This is a genomic window from Scandinavium tedordense, from assembly GCF_024764965.1.
Classification (GTDB): Bacteria; Pseudomonadota; Gammaproteobacteria; order Enterobacterales; family Enterobacteriaceae; genus Scandinavium; species Scandinavium tedordense.
This window is the reverse complement of record NZ_JALIGG010000047.1, coordinates 95,333-116,089: the sequence shown is the minus strand read 5'-3', so window position 1 is coordinate 116,089 and position 20,757 is coordinate 95,333. Positions and strand designations below refer to the sequence as shown.

Here is a 20,757-nt window from a genome sequence, read left to right as displayed (position 1 = left end):
CCTGGCGGCAACAGCGCGGTGGTCCCACCTGACCCCATGCCGAACTCAGAAGTGAAACGCCGTAGCGCCGATGGTAGTGTGGGGTCTCCCCATGCGAGAGTAGGGAACTGCCAGGCATCAAATAAGCAACAAAGCCCTGTGTGAAAACACAGGGCTTTGTTGCGTTTATTCGTATTGGTTTTTTGTCGATCTGATAACCAAGGCCGTCAGATATCACCCCGCTCACTCATGAAACTTTCTCACCTTTCACATGCGGACTCGACATTTTACTTATTCTTGGTTATCTTCAGCTATCTGGATGTCTAAACGTGTAAACGTATGCTGTGAGGTAATTAGGTTATGCCGATTCGGGTGCTGGACGAGCTACCTGCCGTCAATTTCTTGCGTGATGAGAACGTCTTTGTGATGACGGCATCGCGTGCCACCCACCAGGAAATTCGCCCGCTGAAGGTGCTGATCCTTAATCTGATGCCGAAAAAGATCGAGACGGAAAATCAGTTCCTTCGTCTGCTGTCGAATTCACCACTACAGGTTGATGTCCAGCTGCTGCGCATAGATGCACGTGAATCCCGTAATACACCGGTCGAGCACCTCAATAATTTCTACTGCAATTTCGAAGACATCTGTGACGACAATTACGATGGTCTGATTGTCACCGGCGCACCACTAGGCTTGGTTGAATTCAACGATGTCGCCTACTGGCCGCAGATCCAACAAGTGCTCGAGTGGGCAAAAGATCACGTTACCTCAACGCTGTTCGTCTGTTGGGCCGTTCAGGCTGCACTGAATATTTTGTATGGTATCCCCAAACAAACCCGCTCTGATAAGCTTTCTGGCGTATATGAACATCACATCCTGCATCCTCATGCATTGCTGACTCGCGGTTTTGATGATTCGTTCCTGGCCCCGCATTCCCGCTACGCTGATTTCCCTGCGGCGCTGATCCGTGATTACACAGACCTTGAAATACTGGCTGAAACGGAAGAGGGGGACGCTTATCTGTTTGCCAGCAAAGACAAGCGGATTGCTTTCGTAACCGGACATCCGGAATACGATGCACATACCCTTGCCGGTGAGTTTTTCCGTGATGAGGAAGCGGGGCTTTCCCCGGAAGTGCCGTACAACTACTTCCCTAAAAACGATCCACAAAATAAACCGCGAGCGACCTGGCGTAGCCACGGCAACCTGCTGTTCATCAACTGGCTCAACTATTACGTCTACCAGATAACACCATACGATCTGCGTCATATGAATCCGACGCTGGAGTAATCTTCGGTCTATGCGATCGTAAAGCGATTCAGCACACCAGAACAGGCACCTACGGGTGCCTTTTTTATTTCCGAAAACATAACCAAATAGTGAGAAAACTTTAAATTCAAAGTTATCAATATGTTAAGTTTGATTTAATTAAAAAATGGAAATTGTTTTTGATTTTGGATAATTATTGCGTAGGCTTAATTGAACTGAACGAAAACCAGACAACGATCATTGTTCGTTTTTGGGAAGTGACTTTGGATCAACGACGAGGAGCCGCGCAATGACACAACAGGCAACAACCGCAGAAGAACTGGCCTTTAGCCAGCCGTTTGGTGACCAGGAACAGCAGATCCTGACCCCAGAAGCGATCGAATTTCTCAATGAACTGGTTACCCGGTTCACGCCAAAACGCAACAAGCTGCTGGCCGCACGTATTCAGCAGCAGCAAAATATTGATAACGGACAGCTGCCAGATTTCATTTCGGAAACCGATTCCATTAGAAATTCAGAGTGGAAGGTTCGCGGTATTCCTCAGGATCTGCTCGACCGCCGGGTGGAGATCACCGGCCCCGTCGAACGCAAAATGGTCATCAATGCGCTGAATGCCAACGTAAAAGTGTTTATGGCGGATTTTGAGGATTCGCTGGCTCCGAACTGGGACAAAGTCATCGACGGACAAATCAACCTGCGCGATGCGGTTGACGGCGTTATCAGCCACACCAATGAAGCCGGGAAAATTTATCAGCTGGGGCCGGATCCTGCGGTGCTGGTATGCCGGGTTCGCGGACTTCATTTACCAGAAAAGCATGTGACCTGGCGTGGAGAGTCCATTCCAGGAAGCTTGTTTGATTTCGCACTCTACTTCTTCCACAACCATAAAAACCTGCTCGCCAAAGGCAGCGGTCCTTATTTTTATCTACCGAAAACCCAGGCCTGGCAGGAAGCGGCCTGGTGGAGTGAAGTGTTCAGCTTTACTGAAGACCGTTTCGACCTGCCACGGGGCACCATCAAAGCCACGTTGCTGATTGAAACGCTCCCGGCGGTATTCCAGATGGACGAAATTCTGCATGCGCTGCGTGACCATATCGTGGGTCTGAACTGTGGGCGCTGGGATTACATTTTCAGTTATATCAAAACGTTGAAGAATCATCCAGACCGTGTGCTGCCTGACAGACAGATGGTCACGATGGACAAGCCTTTTCTCAGTGCTTACTCGCGTTTGTTGATCAAAACCTGCCATAAGCGCGGAGCGTTTGCGATGGGCGGCATGGCGGCGTTTATCCCAAGCAAAGATGCCGGGCGCAATACACAGGTGCTCAATAAGGTGAAGGCGGATAAAGCGCTGGAGGCCAACAACGGCCATGACGGCACATGGATTGCGCATCCTGGCCTTGCAGATACCGCGATGGCGGTATTTAACGAAGTGCTGGGCGACAACCCAAACCAGCTGTTCGTGACCCGCGATGAAGACGCACCGATTACTGCTGAACAGCTTCTGGCGCCATGCGATGGCGAACGTACGGAAGAGGGCATGCGCGCCAACATTCGTGTGGCTGTGCAGTACATCGAAGCGTGGATCTCCGGCAACGGCTGCGTGCCGATTTACGGTCTGATGGAAGATGCCGCGACGGCAGAAATTTCCCGCACCTCTATCTGGCAGTGGATCCATCACCAGAAGACGCTCAGCAACGGTACCCCAGTGACCAAAGCACTCTTCCGCCAGATGCTGGCTGAAGAACTGCGGGTTGTGCAGGACGAACTCGGCGAACACCGCTTCAGCAGCGGTCGCTTTGACGAAGCGGCGCGCCTGATGGAGCAAATCACGACCTCCGAAGAACTTGTCGATTTCTTAACACTGCCCGGCTACCGCCTGCTGGCCTAGCCCACCCAATAATAAAAATGGAGCATCTGCCAATGAAAACCCGTACCCAACAAATCGAAGACATTAAACAGGAATGGACCAACCCGCGCTGGGAAGGCATTCGCCGTCCGTACACTGCAGAAGAGGTAGTGAAATTACGCGGCTCGGTAAACCCGGAATGCACACTGGCGCAGCATGGTGCGGCGAAAATGTGGCGCCTGCTGCACGGCGACGCGAAAAAGGGCTACGTGAATAGCCTCGGGGCGCTGACTGGCGGGCAGGCGTTGCAACAGGCGAAAGCGGGGATTGAAGCCGTGTATCTGTCCGGCTGGCAGGTTGCGGCAGATGCTAACCTGGCCTCGAGCATGTACCCGGATCAATCTCTGTATCCGGCTAACTCTGTGCCGTCGGTGGTGGATCGGATCAACAACACGTTTCGCCGTGCGGATCAGATCCAATGGGCATCGGGCATTGAACCAAACGATCCTCGCTATATCGACTATTTCCTGCCGATCGTCGCTGATGCGGAAGCCGGATTTGGCGGCGTGCTCAATGCGTTCGAACTGATGAAGTCGATGATTGAAGCGGGCGCGGCGGCCGTTCATTTTGAAGATCAGCTGGCCTCGGTGAAAAAATGCGGGCACATGGGGGGCAAAGTACTGGTGCCAACCCAGGAAGCGATTCAAAAACTGGTTGCCGCGCGTCTGGCTGCCGACGTACTGGGTGTGCCGACGCTGTTGATTGCCCGTACCGATGCCGACGCCGCAGATTTGATAACCTCCGACTGCGACCCGTACGACAGCGAGTTTGTCACCGGTGAGCGCACCAGTGAAGGTTTCTACCGTACCCGTGCGGGCATCGAGCAGGCAATCAGCCGCGGACTGGCCTACGCGCCGTATGCCGATTTGGTGTGGTGTGAAACCTCCACACCGGACCTTGATTTGGCTCGCCGCTTCGCCGACGCAGTCCACGCGAAATATCCGGGCAAACTGTTGGCCTACAACTGTTCGCCGTCATTTAACTGGAAGAAAAATCTGGACGATAAAACCATCGCCAGCTTCCAGCAGCAGCTGTCGGAAATGGGCTACAAATACCAGTTCATCACCCTCGCGGGCATTCACAGCATGTGGTTCAGCATGTTCGATTTGGCCCACGCCTACGCGCAGGGCGAAGGGATGCGCCACTATGTCGAAAAAGTGCAGCAGCCTGAATTTGAATCGGGTAAACAGGGCTACACCTTTGTCTCGCATCAGCAGGAAGTGGGCACGGGTTATTTCGACAAGGTCACGACCATCATTCAGGGTGGCGCATCCTCCGTCACTGCACTGACGGGATCGACCGAAGAATCGCAGTTCTGATTTTTTCGTCTCTTCCTGCGGGGAGAGAGGAACCCACACCGGAGATGCAGATGACGCGTGGCCTCGAACTGTTAATCGCTCAAACTATTCTGCAAGGATTCGACGCGCAGTATGGCCGCTTTCTGGAAGTCACTTCCGGGGCGCAGCAGCGTTTCGAGCAGGCAGACTGGCACGCGGTACAACAGGCGATGAAACAGCGTATTCATCTGTACGACCATCATGTGGGCCTGGTAGTGGAACAGCTGCGTTGTATCACGGAAGGTAAAAGTCCTGATGCGGCTTTTTTACTGCGGGTGAAAGAGCATTACACCGCGCTGCTGCCTGATTACCCTCGCTTTGAAATTGCCGAAAGCTTTTTTAACTCTGTGTATTGCCGGTTATTTGACCACCGCTCGCTGACTCCCGAGCGGCTTTTTATTTTCAGCTCTCAGCCTGAGCGCCGCTTTCGCGCCATTCCTCGCCCACTGGCGAAAGATTTTTACCCGGATAATGGCTGGGAGGCGCTGCTCAATCAAATGCTGACAGACCTGCCGCTGCGCCTGCCGTGGCAGGATAAAGCGCGCGATGTGGGATATATCGTGGCGCATCTGATAGATGCATTTGGGGCAGACGTTTTACGCGAATCGTATCTGCAAATGGCGAACGAACTGTTTTATCGCAATAAAGCGGCCTGGCTGGTGGCTAAGTTGCACACGCCCGAAGGCATCGTGCCGCTGCTGTTGCCGGTGCATCGTAGCGATGAAGGCCAGTTATTCGTTGATACCTGTCTGACGACCAGCGCCGAGGCCAGCATTGTCTTTGGTTTCGCTCGTTCCTATTTCATGGTTTATGCGCCCCTCCCGGCGGCATTAGTCGAATGGCTGCGGGAAATACTGCCGGGCAAAACCACCGCTGAACTGTACATGGCGATTGGCTGCCAGAAGCATGGCAAAACGGAAAGCTATCGCGAGTATCTGACCTATATTCGCCAAACAGAAGAGCAGTTTATCGAAGCGCCGGGTATTCGTGGCATGGTGATGCTGGTCTTTACGCTCCCCGGTTTTGACCGGGTATTTAAGGTCATCAAAGACAGGTTTGCGCCACAAAAGGAGATGAATGCGGCGCACGTGCGGGCCTGTTATCAGTTGGTCAAAGAACACGATCGCGTTGGGCGAATGGCCGACACGCAGGAGTTTGAAAACTTCGTGCTGGAAAAACGGCAAATATCTCCCGCGCTGCTCGCCCTACTGTGGCAGGAAGTCCCGCAGAAAATCACCGATCTCGGGGATCGCATCGCCATCAGTCATCTCTACATTGAGCGGAGGATGGTGCCGCTCAATATTTGGCTGGAACGGGTCAACGGCCAGCAGTTACGTGATGCGGTGGAAGAATACGGAAACGCTATTCGTCAGCTGGCGGCGGCCAATATTTTCCCCGGCGACATGCTATTCAAAAACTTCGGCGTCACGCGCCACGGGCGGGTCGTATTTTATGATTACGATGAAATTTGCTACATGACGGAAGTGAATTTCCGCGACATCCCGCCGCCGCGTTACCCGGAAGATGAGCTCGCCAGCGAGCCGTGGTACAGCGTCTCACCGGGGGATGTCTTCCCTGAAGAGTTTCGTCACTGGTTATGTACGGATGCGCGTATTGGCCCGTTGTTTGAGGAAATGCACGCTGAACTGCTGCGCGCAGACTACTGGCGAGGCCTGCAAACGCGCATTAGGGACGGACATGTGGAAGATGTTTTTGCCTACCGTAAGCGACAACGATTTAGCGTGCGGAAGTAAAAACGGCAACCTCAAGGTTGCCGTTTTTACTGTTTTCGCCGTGTCACTGTAGGTTGGGACATCAAACCGTACTCGCCTTAACGCGTTCCACCAAACGCCAGCGTCACTTCTTTCGCCGCCTTAATCACCAGCGCCCCAAGCTCGGTCACGCGATCGTCGGTCACACGGGAAATTGGCCCTGAAATAGAGATGGCGGCAAACGGTTCGCGGTGTTCATCGTAAATACACGCCGCCACACAACGCAGGCCCAGCGCGTGCTCTTCATCATCAAACGAGTAACCGCGCTTGCGAATCTGCGCCAAATCTTCTTTTAGATGTACCGGCGAAACCAGGGTCGCGTGCGTGTAGGCGTGCAGCCCTTTCCGGTGCAGCAACCCGCTCACCTGCTCGTCAGTCAATTGAGATAAAAATGCCTTCCCGGCGCCTGATGCATGCATCGGAAGCTTGCCGCCGATCGGCGCGGACATGCGCATCAGCTGCGTACACTGTACCTGATCGATGATGATCGCTTGATGGTCGCTCTGGTCGAGCACTGCCAGGTTTACCGTTTCTCCGGAGTCATCCATCAACTTGCGTAGGATTGGATGTACAATCGCCAGCAGGTTACGGCTTTGCAGGAAACTGCTGCCCACGATGAAAGCGTGCGCGCCGACCGTCCAGTGGCCGAGATCGCCGGTCTGACGAACAAAGCCCTGCTGCTGCATGGTGGTCAACAGGCGGTGAGTGGTGGAGTTCGGCAGGCCAGCCTGCTGCGCCAGCTCGGTCAACGCCACGCTGCCATGGGATTCTGCAATCGACTCCAGTAGCTTCAGGCCGCGTGTCAGCGACTGTACCTGGCCGGTGGGCTGTGGGGCTGCTGCGGCAGGGGCGGGTTTTCTGCCACGTTTTGCGGGAACAGTTGCAACCATGACGAGCTCCTTATTCTGTATCGTGGAAATCATTTTCGTTTTATTTGATTATAATGCAACCGTTATCAGAACTGATCGGAGCAGTGGCAGTGAACATCTCTCATGTTCCGCCTGGCTCTCTTTTCCACGGTAGTTGAATATGCCACTATGGCATGTTGATAAGAGCGTTGTCGGGAGTCCGCGTGAGCACCATCGAAAAGCAGCTGAAGCAGCAATTAAAAGATAGAATCCTGGTTCTGGACGGGGGCATGGGCACCATGATCCAGAGCTATCGCCTGAACGAAGAAGATTACCGTGGCGAACGCTTCGCTGAATGGTCGAGTGACCTGAAAGGCAACAACGACCTGCTGGTGCTGACCAAACCGGACATCATTGCAGCCATCCATAACGCCTATTTCGAGGCCGGGGCGGACATCGTTGAGACCAATACCTTTAACTCAACGACCATCGCCATGGCGGATTACCATATGGAATCGCTGTCGGCGGAGATCAACTTCACGGCGGCAAAGCTGGCTCGCGCCTGTGCCGATGAATGGACGGCCCGCACGCCGCACAAACCGCGTTATGTCGCCGGAGTACTTGGCCCGACTAACCGCACGGCATCTATTTCTCCCGATGTAAACGATCCGGCATTTCGTAATGTCACCTTCGATCAGCTGGTGGTCGCCTACCGTGAATCCACCAAAGCGCTGGTGGAAGGGGGCTCAGACCTGATTCTTATCGAAACCGTTTTTGACACCCTCAATGCCAAAGCCGCGATTTACGCGGTGAAAGAGGAAATGGAAGCGTTAGGCGTTGATCTGCCGATCATGATTTCCGGCACCATCACCGATGCTTCCGGCCGTACGCTTTCCGGGCAAACTACGGAAGCGTTCTATAACTCGCTACGTCATGCGGATGCGCTGTCGTTTGGTTTGAACTGCGCGCTGGGGCCAGATGAACTGCGCCAGTACGTACAGGAGCTGTCGCGTATTGCGGAGTGCTACGTTACGGCGCACCCGAACGCAGGTTTACCGAATGCCTTCGGCGAATATGACCTCGATGCCGACACGATGGCGGCGCAAATTCGTGAATGGGCGCAGTCCGGATTTCTGAATATCGTCGGCGGTTGCTGCGGCACCACGCCGGAGCACATTGCGGCGATGAGCCGTGCGGTGGAAGGTCTTGCGCCACGCCCGCTTCCTGAACTGCCGGTTGCCTGCCGTCTGGCGGGCCTTGAGCCGTTGAATATCGGCGCTGAGAGCCTGTTTGTGAACGTCGGGGAACGAACCAACGTCACGGGCTCAGCCAAATTTAAGCGTCTGATAAAAGAAGAGAAATACGCTGAAGCGCTGGACGTTGCCCTTCAGCAGGTGGAAAGCGGCGCGCAGATAATCGACATTAACATGGATGAAGGGATGCTCGATGCCGAAGCGGCAATGGTGCGCTTCCTGAACCTGATTGCCGGTGAGCCAGACATCGCCCGCGTGCCCATTATGATCGACTCCTCGAAGTGGGAGGTTATAGAAAAAGGTCTGAAGTGTATTCAGGGCAAAGGCATCGTTAACTCCATTTCGATGAAAGAGGGCGTCGAAGCCTTCGTCGCTCACGCCAAAAAAGTCCGTCGTTACGGCGCTGCCGTGGTAGTAATGGCGTTTGATGAAATTGGCCAGGCCGATACCCGCGCGCGCAAAATCGAAATCTGCACCCGTGCCTATAAAATTCTGACCGAAGACGTGGGCTTCCCACCGGAAGACATTATCTTCGACCCCAATATCTTCGCCGTTGCGACCGGCATCGAAGAGCACAACAACTACGCGCAGGATTTCATCGGCGCGTGCGAAGACATCAAACGCGAGTTGCCTCACGCGCTGATTTCCGGCGGCGTTTCTAACGTCTCCTTCTCGTTCCGCGGCAACGACCCGGTGCGCGAAGCCATCCACGCCGTGTTCCTCTACTACGCGATCCGCAACGGGATGGACATGGGGATCGTCAACGCCGGACAACTGGCGATTTATGACGATTTGCCCGCTGAATTGCGCGACGCGGTGGAAGACGTAGTGCTCAACCGTCGTGATGACAGCACCGAACGTTTGCTGGATCTCGCAGAAAAATACCGCGGCAGCAAAGCCGATGACGCGGCCAATACTCAGCAAGCTGAATGGCGTAGCTGGGAGGTGAAAAAACGCCTCGAGTATTCGCTGGTCAAAGGCATCACAGAATTTATCGAGATCGATACCGAAGAAGCGCGCCAACAGGCCTCGAGGCCAATCGAAGTTATCGAAGGACCGCTGATGGACGGCATGAACGTGGTCGGCGACCTGTTCAGCGAAGGCAAAATGTTCCTGCCGCAGGTGGTGAAATCCGCCCGCGTGATGAAACAGGCGGTGGCGTACCTTGAACCGTACATTGAAGCCAGCAAAGAGAAAGGTTCCACCAACGGAAAAATGGTCATCGCCACCGTGAAGGGGGACGTGCATGACATCGGCAAGAATATCGTTGGCGTCGTGCTGCAATGTAACAACTACGAGATTATCGATCTTGGCGTGATGGTGCCGACCGACAAAATCCTCAAAACCGCGCGCGAAGTGAATGCCGACCTGATTGGCCTCTCCGGGTTGATTACCCCGTCGCTGGACGAAATGGTCAACGTGGCGAAAGAAATGGAGCGTCAGGGTTTCACCATTCCGTTGCTGATTGGCGGCGCAACGACCTCGAAAGCGCACACGGCGGTGAAAATCGAGCAGAACTACAGTGGCCCGACGGTGTATGTGCAGAACGCCTCGCGCACCGTGGGCGTGGTTTCTGCACTGCTCTCGGCGACGCAGCGTGATGCGTTTGTTGCCCGCACGCGTCAGGAATATGACACGGTGCGTATCCAGCACGCGCGTAAAAAGCCGCGCACGCCGCCGGTGTCATTACTGGCCGCCCGCGATAACGATTTGGCCTTCGACTGGGCAAGCTACACGCCACCGGTCGCGCATCGCCTCGGCGTGCAGGCGGTCAGTGCCAGCATCGAAACGCTGCGTAATTACATCGACTGGACGCCATTCTTCATGACCTGGTCGCTGGCGGGAAAATATCCACGCATTCTTGAAGATGAAGTGGTGGGCGAAGAGGCCAAACGCCTGTTTGCCGATGCGAATGAAATGCTCGATAACCTCAGTGCGAACACATCACTGAACCCGCGTGGCGTCGTGGGCTTGTTCCCGGCGAACCGTATCGGCGACGACATTGAAATTTATCGCGATGAAACCCGTACGCACGTGCTGGCGGTCAGTCGTCATCTGCGCCAACAGACGGAAAAGGTGGGCTTCGCTAACTACTGCCTGTCTGATTTTGTCGCGCCAAAAACGTCCGGAAAAGCGGATTATCTCGGTGCCTTTGCGGTCACCGGTGGACTGGAGGAAGACGCGCTGGCCGATGCGTTTGATGCGCAGCATGACGACTACAACAAAATCATGATCAAGGCGCTTGCCGATCGTTTGGCGGAAGCCTTCGCGGAATACCTGCATGAACGCGTGCGCAAAGTGCACTGGGGCTACGCCGCCAATGAAAACCTCAGCAATGAGGAACTCATTCGCGAAAACTATCAAGGTATTCGCCCGGCGCCGGGTTACCCGGCGTGTCCGGAACATACCGAAAAAGCCACCATCTGGCAGTTGCTGGATGCCGAAACCCACACGGGTATGAAACTCACTGAGTCTTACGCCATGTGGCCAGGCGCCTCGGTTTCGGGCTGGTACTTCAGCCACCCGGACAGCAAGTACTACGCCATTGCGCAAATTCAGCGCGATCAGGTGGAAGACTATGCCCTCCGCAAGGGAATGAGCGTCGCAGAGGCCGAACGCTGGCTAGCGCCGAATCTGGGATATGACGCTGATTAAGTCATAAATCTGTCATCTTTCCTTACAACAAACGAGGCGCCCTAACGGCGCCTTGTCTCTTTATTGCACGTAAACCCTTATACTGAAAGGGGGTGAGGATACATATCCCATATAACGATAAGGAGAAAAATAACCCGTGCTCACTTTATTACACCTGCTATCCGCTGTGGCGCTCTTGGTCTGGGGCACACATATCGTCCGAACCGGCGTTATGCGCGTTTTCGGCGCCCGTTTGCGCACCGTGCTGAGCCGCAGCGTCGAAAAGAAACCGCTCGCCTTCTGCGCGGGAATTGGCGTCACTGCACTGGTGCAGAGCAGCAATGCCACCACCATGCTGGTCACCTCGTTTGTCGCGCAAGATTTAGTGGCGCTGACGCCTGCGCTGGTTATCGTCCTCGGTGCCGACGTTGGTACCGCGCTGATGGCCCGTGTGCTGACCTTCGATCTTTCCTGGCTGTCGCCGCTACTGATTTTCGTCGGCGTTATCTTCTTCCTCGGGCGTAAACAAACGCGCGCTGGGCAGTTGGGGCGTGTGGGGATTGGCCTCGGGCTCATCCTGCTGGCACTGGAACTGATTGTTCAGGCCGTTCACCCGATAACCCAGGCCAATGGCGTACAGGTAATTTTCGCCTCGCTAACCGGCGATATTATGCTCGATGCGCTAATTGGCGCACTGTTCGCGGTCATCACTTACTCAAGCTTGGCCGCCGTGCTGCTGACCGCGACCTTAACGGCTACCGGCGTGATTTCGTTCCCGGTCGCGCTCTGTCTGGTAATAGGTGCGAATCTGGGGTCTGGCCTGTTGGCGATGCTGAACAACAGCACCGCCAATGCCGCCGCGCGTCGCGTAGCACTCGGCAGCCTGCTGTTTAAGCTGGTGGGCAGTGTTATTGTTCTGCCGTTCGTGCACATACTGGCGGACGTGATGGCCCGCCTGCCTGTGGCAAAATCTGAACTGGTTATCTATTTCCACGTGTTCTACAACCTGATCCGCTGCCTGGCGATGGTGCCGTTCGCTGAGCCGATGGCCCGCTTCTGCAAGCGCATTATCGTGGAAGTACCGGAGCTGGATGCGCGGCTGAAACCGAAACATCTCGACCCAACGGCGCTGGATACACCGACGCTGGCGTTGGCTAACGCCGCCCGTGAAACGCTGCGTATTGGTGATGCGATGGAAAACATGATGGCGGGCCTGCACAAGGTCATTCACGGTGAGCCGCGCGAAGAGAAAGAGCTGCGTAAAATCGCTGACGACGTCAACGTGCTCTACACCGCCATCAAGCTGTATCTGGCGCGGATGCCGAAGGACGAGCTGGCAGAAGAGGAGTCCCGACGCTGGGCAGAAATCATTGAGATGTCGCTGAACCTCGAACAGGCTTCCGACATCATCGAGCGCATGGGCAGTGAGATTGCCGATAAATCCCTGGCCGCGCGCCGGGCCTTTTCCGTCGAAGGGCTGAAAGAACTGGATGTTCTTTTCGAGCAGCTGCTCAGCAACCTGCAACTGGCGATGTCAGTGTTCTTCTCCGGTGACGTCGACAGCGCCCGCCGTTTGCGCCGTAACAAGCACCGTTTCCGCATCCTGAATCGTCGCTACTCACATGCTCATGTCGACAGGCTGCATCAGCAAAACGTGCAGAGTATCGAAACCAGCTCGCTGCACCTGGGGCTGCTCGGTGACATGAAACGTCTCAACTCCCTGTTCTGTGCGGTGGCGTACAGCGTGATGGAACAGCCGGACGAAGACGACGACCGCGACGATTATTAATCTGCAACACGCCACATCCGCAGGCCGATAGCTGTTTTCTAAGGCTATCGGCCTTTGCTATAGTTCGCCTCTACAGGAGAAACTATGCTGCCGACTCAATCAATCCGATTAAACAAATACATCAGCGAAAGTGGCATCTGCTCACGTCGTGACGCCGACCGCTACATCGAACAGGGCAACGTGCTCATCAACGGTAAACGCGCCACCATTGGCGATCAGGTGGTGTCAGGCGACGTCGTGAAAGTTAACGGCCAGCTCATCGAGCCGCGTCAGGAAGACGATTTGGTGTTAATCGTATTGAACAAGCCGGTCGGTATTGTCAGCACCACTGAAAACGGCGAGAAGGATAACATTGTCGATTTCGTCAACCACAGCAGCCGCGTTTTCCCGATTGGCCGCCTGGACAAAGACTCGCAGGGCCTGATTTTCCTCACCAACCACGGCGACCTGGTGAACAAAATCCTGCGTGCCGGCAATGACCATGAAAAAGAGTATCTGGTCACGGTCAACAAACCGGTGACGGATGAATTTATCGCGGGTATGGGTAAGGGCGTACCGATCCTCGGCACGGTGACGAAAAAATGCAAAGTGAAAAGAGAAGCACCGTTCACTTTCCGCATCACCCTGGTTCAGGGCCTGAATCGTCAGATTCGTCGCATGTGCGAACATTTCGGGTTTGAAGTCACCAAGCTTGAGCGTACGCGAATCATGAACGTCAGCCTGAAAGGACTGCCATTAGGCGAATGGCGTGACCTGACCGATGATGAACTGATCGAACTGTTCAAGCTGATTGAAAACTCGTCCTCGGAAGCCAAACCGGCAAAAGCGAAGGCTAAGCCGAAAACTGCGACCACTCCGGCAAAGAAACCTGCCAGCAGTGGCGCAAAAAACATGGCGAAAACCCCGGCAGAACTGGCAAACCGTAAGCGTTTTGCCTCACCAGGACGTAAAAAGAAAGGGCGGTAATCTGCTCTGAGTTCAAAAGAAAAATGCCGGGAGATCCCCGGCATTTTTTGTTCTTTCGCAGGCTTTTAGTGCTTAGCGTTTTCCTCGCGGCCCTGCGCTGGCAGTCCACGTGAATGTTGCTGTTTTATCGACTTTATACGCCTGGTTTTTCTTTAACTGGCGGGCTTTCTTGGCTTCTGCTTCCCGCTCTACCATCAGTTTGTCGATGTACTCTTTTTTGACGCTGTTATTTTCTGCATTGGTCAACGGGCGGCCATGGGCGATGCGGGCGCGGTCGAGGAGGGTTTTCAGCTCGCGTTGTTCTTTCTCGGTCATGTCCTGCTGGGTCAGACGTGAAATTGCCATGCTGTATACCTCTGGTATTAGAAACCGTGTGCTGCAACGGAAGGCCTTAAGTATTCTTGATTGTCAGCCCAAAGCCCAGTGCTTTCATCACCGCCAGCGTAGTTTTTGGCGCATTAACTCTCTTTTGCAACCGACACTTTCTGTTTCTCTACAGGTTTACCTGACCAGTATCCCGCCAGCAGCGAGCCAGAAAGGTTATGCCAGACAGAGAACAGCGCGCCAGGCAGCGCGGCGAGTGGGCCGAAGTAAATTTTGCCCAGAGCAGCCGCCAGGCCGGAGTTCTGCATTCCGACTTCAATTGCCAGCGTGCGGCAGGTCGATTCGTCGAAGCCGAACAGGCGACCGCCCCAGTAACCGCCGAGCAGGCCAAGCGTGTTGTGCAGAATAACCGCTACAATCACCACGAAACCGACCGAGGCGATATGCGAGGCCGAACCCGCAACGACGGCGCTGATGATCGCCAGAATGCACAGCATTGAAAACGCAGGCAGGTACGGTTCGACCGCTTTCACCACGCGCGGGAGCAGGTGATGCACCACCAGGCCGAGCGCAATCGGGATAACCACGATTTGCAGAATGCTGAGCAGCATACCCATCACGTCGACTTGAATGTGCGTGTCGACGTACAGGCGTGTCAGCAGCGGCGTAGCTACCACGCCGACCAGCGTGGAGACCGACGAAATGGTCACGGACAGCGCCACGTCACCCTTTGCCAGGAAAATCATTACGTTTGACGCCGTGCCGCTAGCGACGCTACCAACCAGCACCATCCCGGCAGACAGTTCCGGCGGCATGTGGAACAACAGCGCCAGCAGCCACGCGGCGAGTGGCATCACCAGATAGTGCAGGAAAATCCCGGCAGCAACTGGGGCAGGGCGTGACAGCACCCGCTTGAAATCGTCAATTTTGAGATGCACGCCCATACCGAACATGATCAGCATCAGCAGCGTGGTCACCCACGGGCCAATTGCCGTGAAAGTGGTCGGGACTTTGTACGCCAGTACGGAGAGCAGGACGGCCCAGAGCGGGAACAGCCGCGTGAGGATAGCGAGCATGATAGATTCCTTGCGATAGTGTTGTGTTTTATTTATAGGTATAAAAAAGCCGGGTTCGAGCCCGGCTATAGGTATTGTTTATCCTGCTAAGGATAATTATTCAAACAGATTATGATGAAGTTTTTGCACGACCTGCTCGGCTTCGTCTCCGGGCACCAGGAAGCACAGGTTGTGGCTGGACGCGCCGTAGCAAATCATGCGGATGTTGAACGGTTCGAGCACGCCGAACACCTCTTTTCCCACGCCGCAGGCTTTCGACAGATCGTTCCCAATCAGCGCAACCAGCGCGAGGTTCTCTTCCACTTCCACGCGGCACAGGGCCGAAAGCTCAATCAGCAGCGACTGCGTCAGCAGGGTGTCGCTGGTGGCAGTTGAACCGGTGGTGTCGAGGGTCAGGGCGATACTCACTTCTGACGTCGTTATCAGATCGACAGAAATATTGTGACGGGCAAGAATGCCAAATACTTCTGCAAGAAAACCGCGGGAGTGCAGCATGTTCAGACTGTGCAGTGTCAGCAGCGTTTGCTTGCGTCGTAAAGCCAGCGCGCGGAACAGCGGTGGGTTTTCAGTTTTGTTGCACACCAGCGTGCCACCGGCTTTCGGATCTCTGCTTGAGCCGACAAACACTGGAATGTCGCTGCGTACCGCAGGCAGCAGCGTGGCAGGATGCAGCACTTTCGCGCCGAAGGTCGCCAGTTCAGCGGCTTCTTCAAACGCAATTTCATCGATGCGATGCGCGGCAGGGACCACGCGCGGGTCGGTGGTGTAGATGCCCGGTACGTCGGTCCAGATATCAACGCGAGCCGCATGCAGCGCTTCACCCAGCAGTGCCGCGGTGTAATCGCTACCGCCACGGCCAAGCGTCGTGGTGCGGCCTTTGGCTTCGCTGCCGATAAAGCCCTGAGTGACCACCAGGCCCTCTTCCAGGCGCGGGGCGAGCTGTTGGCTGGTCAGTTCAGCCAGCGCGGCGATGTCCGGTTCGGCGCGGCCAAAGCGGTCGCTGGTGCGCATGACTTTGCGGGCGTCAAACCACTGGGCCTGGATATTACGTTCGCGGAGGATTTCGACAAACAGCAGCGTCGACATCAGTTCGCCATGGCTTACCAGTTCGTCGGTCAGTGCCGTTGACGTCGCCAGCGAAGCGGCTTCCGCCAGGGTGGTGATATTTTCCAGCAGACGTTCGACTTCTTCGCGGATAACGTTGGGATTGTGCAGGCGCTCGAGAATATCGAACTGAATTCGGCGCAGCGCGTCGAGTTTAACGAAACGTTCTGTGGATTCGAGACCTTCCGCCAGCGCAACCAGCAGATTCGTCACCCCCGCTGAGGCGGAAAGGACCACCAGGCGAGCGCCAGAATCAGAAAGCACAACGTCGGCGCTGCGGTTCATTGCATCGTAATCGGCTACGCTGGTGCCGCCAAATTTGGCTACGACGAGCGGAGATACTGGGTGTGTCATAAAAACCTCGTGTCAGGGAGCCTGGCTTCTTAAGACTATTTTTCTTGTCCTTTTGAACCTGGGCAGTGCTCACATCCTCACGTACTTCGTGTACGTTGCGGTGCTGGGCGCTGTCTGTGTCCAAACTGACTGCGACAATAACGTCTTAAGGAGCCAGGCAAAATTCTCAGCCTTGGCACAAGGAAAGAGCGGAAGGGTAGACGTAGAAAGCTACAGTTCACCCAGAAGCGCTCCACCTTGTGAAGCGCCCGACTGCGGGTCACTTCCGGTGACAGCCCAGAGGATTCAGCCTCTGTAGCCGATAGTGAACACTGCCAGATGTTCCGCTATCTCGGCATCGCTCCCCATAAGATGTTGTCGCAGGATTGGCTCCTCGAACACCTCGCCTGGGCGATGCTCCTCTTCTGGCCTGCGCACGAATGCGCAGGTAGGGTTTTATAAATAAAGGGTTCGGGGGGGTGTTGTCAATGTTACGATGATGTCGATTTTTCATTTTCAACAATCGCCACTAATGTACACGGTAGCGGCGGAGTCAGATGGCTGTTCATTGTCATCAAAACGCCGTCCTCTTTCTGGGCGAACAGCGGCGTTGCGCCTGGATTCGCGTTAAGATAATCCTCCCAACCAAAATTCTCATTCAGTCGGGTGACCTTCACTGCCGCACCTTTGGCGAGCAGACTGCTGAGCCGCGCCCACGTCACATCTTTGTCGAACAGGCGCTCATGCCGCGTTTCTTTTTCACTACGGCCTTTGGTTTCCTGGCCGGTACGAATCGAGAACACCCGGTTTTCGCCGAAGATGTGCTTGAAATGAAGCACCGCGAGTGCATTTTGATGGCGATTCGGTGAAAGGGCGATGACCTGACGCGTATCGCTCAGGTTCAGGTAGTTCTCTGCATGTTCCGACCAGACGTTGCCGTAATAGGTCGGCAAACCGTCCATTCGCGCCAGACGATAATATTCCCAGCTGTTGTCGCTGAGCTGCACCGGAATATCGAGTTTTTTCAGTGCCAGCGCTAGCGTGCGGGCCACGGTATTCGCGCCGACAATCAAAATGCCGCGCGGTTTACGCTGTTGCACGCCGAGCATTCGCGCCAGCCAGCCGCTGGTGAGGCTTTGCAGCACCACCGTGCCGATGATAATGGCGAACACCACCGTGACCAGCTGATCGGCGCCGTCGTAACCGTCTTTCTGTAGCGTCAGGGCGAACAGTGAACTGACCGCGGCGGCGACAATCCCGCGAGGCGCAATCCAGCACAAAAGCAGTTTTTCGCGCCAGCTCAGGGATGAGCCGTACGTTGAGGCCAGAATACACAGCGGTCGCGCGACAAACTGCACCACCAATAACAGACCTAATAGCGGCCAGCCCATCGCCCACAGTGCCTGGATGTCGAGCCGTGCCGCCAGAATGATAAACAACGCCGAGAGCAGGATCGCGGAGAGCTCTTCCTTAAACTCGACGATATCCGTCGTTTCGACTTCCTTCATGTTGGCTAGCCAAATACCGAGCACCGTCACCGCCAGCAGCCCGGATTCGTCCGCCAGGGCGTTCGACAGCCCGAAAGTCAGCAGCACAATCGCCAGCACCGCAAAGTTTTGCAGATAGCCGGGCAGCCAGCCACGCTTCAGGGCATTGCCGATCAGGAAGCCAAATATCGCGCCGCTGGCAAGTCCCACGGCCAGCGTCTGCGCCAGCGTCATCAGCAGATGGAATCCGCCAGAGGAGGTTTCGTGCGCGGTGATAAATTCAAACACCAGCAGGGTAAAGATCGCACCGACCGGATCGATGACGATACCTTCCCAACGCAGCACCTGGTTGATGCCCGCCGTCGGGCGTACCACGCGCATTAGCGGGGCGATAACCGTCGGGCCGGTGACCACCGTTACCGCGCCAATCAGCGCCGATATTTGTGGCGTAAGCCCAAGAATACCCCAGCAGGCCAGTGAAATGACCGCAAAGGTAATCAGCATCCCGACGGTGACCAGATTGCGCACCACGCCACCGAGACCGCGGATTTCGTCAAAACGCAGCGTCAGTGCTCCCTCAAACAAAATGATGGCCACCGCTAGCGACACCAGCGGGAACAGCAGCGGGCCAAACAGCAGATCGGGTTGTAAAATATGCAGGACCGGGCCGAGCCCGACGCCAATCAGCAGCAGCGGCAAAATGGCGGGAATGCGTAAACCCCATGCCAGCCATTGGGCCAGCAGGGAAGCGATGGCGATGATCACCAGGAGAAACGGGACCGGCAGTTCCATTTTTTCTTTTTTCCTTAGTCACGTGGAGCAAATCATTTTGCGAAATGGCGCATGTGTAGATTATAAGCAGCTGTGATGAGTTCAGGATAACGAAGGCTGAGCTGAAAGTTCTCAATAACACAAAAATCATCACAAAAAGCGTCGCAGGCGCTACAATCGACCGAAGTCACATTTTTCAAATCAGAAGAGTATTGCTATGAAAAACATCAATCCAACGCAGACCTCTGCCTGGCAGGCATTACAGAAACATTATGATGAAATGAAGGACGTGTCGATTGCCGACCTGTTCGCGAAAGATGGCGACCGTTTCGCCAAGTTTTCTGCAACGTTCGATGATCAGATGCTGGTGGATTTCTCTAAAAACCGCATTACTGAAGAGACGCTGAACAAGCTGCAAGCGTTGGCGAAAGAGACTGACCTGGCGGGTGCCATTAAGTCCATGTTCTCTGGTGAAAAAATTAACCGCACCGAAGACCGCGCGGTACTGCATGTTGCCCTGCGCAACCGCAGCAACACGCCGATTATCGTTGACGGCAAAGATGTGATGCCGGAAGTGAATGCGGTGCTGGAAAAGATGAAGCACTTCTCAGAAGCGATAATCTCCGGCAGCTGGAAAGGCTACACCGGCAAAGCGATTACCGACGTGGTGAACATCGGTATCGGCGGCTCCGACTTGGGTCCATTCATGGTGACCGAGGCGCTGCGTCCGTACAAAAATCACCTGAATATGCACTTTGTGTCTAACGTCGATGGTACTCACATCGCGGAAGTGCTGAAAGACGTGAACCCGGAAACCACGCTGTTCCTGGTTGCTTCTAAAACCTTCACCACTCAGGAAACCATGACCAACGCCCACAGCGCGCGCGACTGGTTCCTGAAAACCGCCGGTGACGAAAAGCACGTAGCGAAACACTTCGCCGCGCTGTCCACCAACGGTAAAGCCGTGGGCGAGTTCGGTATTGATACCGCGAATATGTTCGAATTCTGGGACTGGGTTGGTGGTCGTTACTCTCTGTGGTCCGCGATTGGTCTGTCGATCATTCTGTCCGTTGGTTACGACAACTTCGTTGAAATGCTTTCTGGCGCACACGCGATGGACAAGCACTTTTCTACCACCCCTGCTGAGAAAAACCTGCCGGTCCTGCTGGCGCTGATCGGCATTTGGTACAACAACTTCTTCGGCGCTGAAACCGAAGCAATCCTGCCGTACGATCAGTACATGCACCGTTTCCCGGCGTACTTCCAGCAGGGCAACATGGAATCCAACGGTAAATACGTTGACCGTAACGGCAACGCGGTGGATTACCAGACCGGCCCAATCATCTGGGGTGAGCCAGGTACCAACGGTCAGCATGCGTTCTACCAGTTGATTCACCAGGGTACCAAAATGGTTCCTTGCGACTTTATCGCTCCGGCTATTACCCACAACCCGCTGTCTGACCACCATCCGAAGCTGCTGTCTAACTTCTTCGCTCAGACTGAAGCGCTGGCGTTCGGTAAATCTCGCGACGTGGTTGAGCAGGAATACGCCGACCAGGGTAAAGATCCGAAAACGCTGGAACACGTTGTGCCGTTCAAAGTGTTCGAAGGAAACCGTCCAACCAACTCCATCCTGCTGCGCGAAATCACGCCGTTCAGCCTGGGTGCGCTGATTGCGTTGTATGAGCACAAAATCTTTACTCAGGGCGCGATCCTCAACATCTTCACCTTCGATCAGTGGGGCGTTGAATTGGGCAAACAGCTGGCAAACCGTATCCTGCCAGAACTGACCGATGATAAAGACGTTAGTAGCCATGACAGCTCGACTAACGGCCTGATTAACCGTTATAAATCCTGGAAATAAACCAGCAATAAACGACAAAAAGCCTTCTCTTTGAGAAGGCTT

Annotated in this window: 13 protein-coding genes, 1 rRNA gene and 1 riboswitch; of the genes, 9 read left to right on the top strand and 5 right to left on the bottom strand. The window is 54.9% G+C overall.

Going from position 1 to position 20,757, the window contains the following annotated elements:
* The 5 genes from rrf (at position 1) to aceK (ending at position 6,248) form a co-directional block, all read left to right on the top strand.
* Positions 1 to 116: ribosomal RNA gene (gene rrf / locus MUU46_RS02700) — 5S ribosomal RNA — on the top strand.
* 223 nt (positions 117 to 339) lie between these two features.
* Positions 340 to 1,269, top strand: coding sequence for a homoserine O-acetyltransferase MetA (gene metA / locus MUU46_RS02695; RefSeq protein WP_258964692.1), 930 nt, complete (start codon positions 340 to 342; stop codon positions 1,267 to 1,269).
* A 268-nt stretch (positions 1,270 to 1,537) separates the two neighbouring features.
* Entirely contained in the window at positions 1,538 to 3,139 is a 1,602-nt protein-coding gene (aceB, locus tag MUU46_RS02690) for a malate synthase A (protein WP_159759848.1), read from the top strand.
* A gap of 32 nt (positions 3,140 to 3,171) precedes the next feature.
* Complete coding sequence (gene aceA, locus MUU46_RS02685) at positions 3,172 to 4,476, top strand: isocitrate lyase (RefSeq protein WP_159759846.1); 1,305 nt, start codon at positions 3,172 to 3,174, stop codon at positions 4,474 to 4,476.
* A gap of 50 nt (positions 4,477 to 4,526) precedes the next feature.
* The gene (aceK, locus tag MUU46_RS02680; protein ID WP_159759844.1) at positions 4,527 to 6,248 is read left to right on the top strand and encodes a bifunctional isocitrate dehydrogenase kinase/phosphatase; all 1,722 of its coding nucleotides are present in this window, start codon (positions 4,527 to 4,529) and stop codon (positions 6,246 to 6,248) included.
* Positions 6,249 to 6,325: 77 nt separating this feature from the next.
* Here aceK and iclR read toward each other — a convergent pair whose 3' ends face one another.
* Complete coding sequence (gene iclR / locus MUU46_RS02675; RefSeq protein ID WP_159759842.1) at positions 6,326 to 7,156, bottom strand: glyoxylate bypass operon transcriptional repressor IclR; 831 nt, start codon at positions 7,154 to 7,156, stop codon at positions 6,326 to 6,328.
* 182 nt (positions 7,157 to 7,338) lie between these two features.
* On the opposite strand from iclR, the gene metH reads away from it, so the two are divergent.
* The 3 genes from metH (at position 7,339) to rluF (ending at position 13,756) form a co-directional block, all read left to right on the top strand.
* The gene (gene metH / locus MUU46_RS02670) at positions 7,339 to 11,022 is read left to right on the top strand and encodes a methionine synthase (protein WP_258964691.1); all 3,684 of its coding nucleotides are present in this window, start codon (positions 7,339 to 7,341) and stop codon (positions 11,020 to 11,022) included.
* A 136-nt stretch (positions 11,023 to 11,158) separates the two neighbouring features.
* On the top strand, positions 11,159 to 12,790 hold the full coding sequence (locus tag MUU46_RS02665) for a Na/Pi cotransporter family protein (RefSeq protein ID WP_159759838.1): 1,632 nt from the start codon (positions 11,159 to 11,161) through the stop codon (positions 12,788 to 12,790).
* A gap of 84 nt (positions 12,791 to 12,874) precedes the next feature.
* The gene (rluF, locus tag MUU46_RS02660) at positions 12,875 to 13,756 is read left to right on the top strand and encodes a 23S rRNA pseudouridine(2604) synthase RluF (protein WP_159759836.1); all 882 of its coding nucleotides are present in this window, start codon (positions 12,875 to 12,877) and stop codon (positions 13,754 to 13,756) included.
* Between the two features lie 72 nt (positions 13,757 to 13,828).
* Here the strand turns inward: rluF and MUU46_RS02655 are convergent, their stop codons facing one another.
* The 4 genes from MUU46_RS02655 to MUU46_RS02640 all read right to left on the bottom strand — a co-directional run bounded on the left by MUU46_RS02655 (position 13,829) and on the right by MUU46_RS02640 (position 18,872).
* Positions 13,829 to 14,101, bottom strand: coding sequence for a YjbD family protein (locus MUU46_RS02655; protein ID WP_159759834.1), 273 nt, complete (start codon positions 14,099 to 14,101; stop codon positions 13,829 to 13,831).
* 113 nt (positions 14,102 to 14,214) lie between these two features.
* The gene (panS, locus tag MUU46_RS02650) at positions 14,215 to 15,156 is read right to left on the bottom strand and encodes a ketopantoate/pantoate/pantothenate transporter PanS (protein WP_159759832.1); all 942 of its coding nucleotides are present in this window, start codon (positions 15,154 to 15,156) and stop codon (positions 14,215 to 14,217) included.
* A 96-nt stretch (positions 15,157 to 15,252) separates the two neighbouring features.
* The gene (lysC, locus tag MUU46_RS02645) at positions 15,253 to 16,614 is read right to left on the bottom strand and encodes a lysine-sensitive aspartokinase 3 (protein WP_159759830.1); all 1,362 of its coding nucleotides are present in this window, start codon (positions 16,612 to 16,614) and stop codon (positions 15,253 to 15,255) included.
* A gap of 217 nt (positions 16,615 to 16,831) precedes the next feature.
* Positions 16,832 to 17,026: riboswitch (Lysine riboswitch) on the bottom strand.
* A 58-nt stretch (positions 17,027 to 17,084) separates the two neighbouring features.
* Entirely contained in the window at positions 17,085 to 18,872 is a 1,788-nt protein-coding gene (locus MUU46_RS02640) for a cation:proton antiporter (RefSeq protein ID WP_258964690.1), read from the bottom strand.
* A 196-nt stretch (positions 18,873 to 19,068) separates the two neighbouring features.
* Here MUU46_RS02640 and pgi point away from each other — a divergent pair, with 196 nt between their 5' ends.
* Positions 19,069 to 20,715: a glucose-6-phosphate isomerase gene (gene pgi / locus MUU46_RS02635; RefSeq protein ID WP_258964689.1), complete on the top strand. Its 1,647-nt coding sequence runs from the start codon at positions 19,069 to 19,071 to the stop codon at positions 20,713 to 20,715.
* Positions 20,716 to 20,757: the final 42 nt, after the last annotated feature.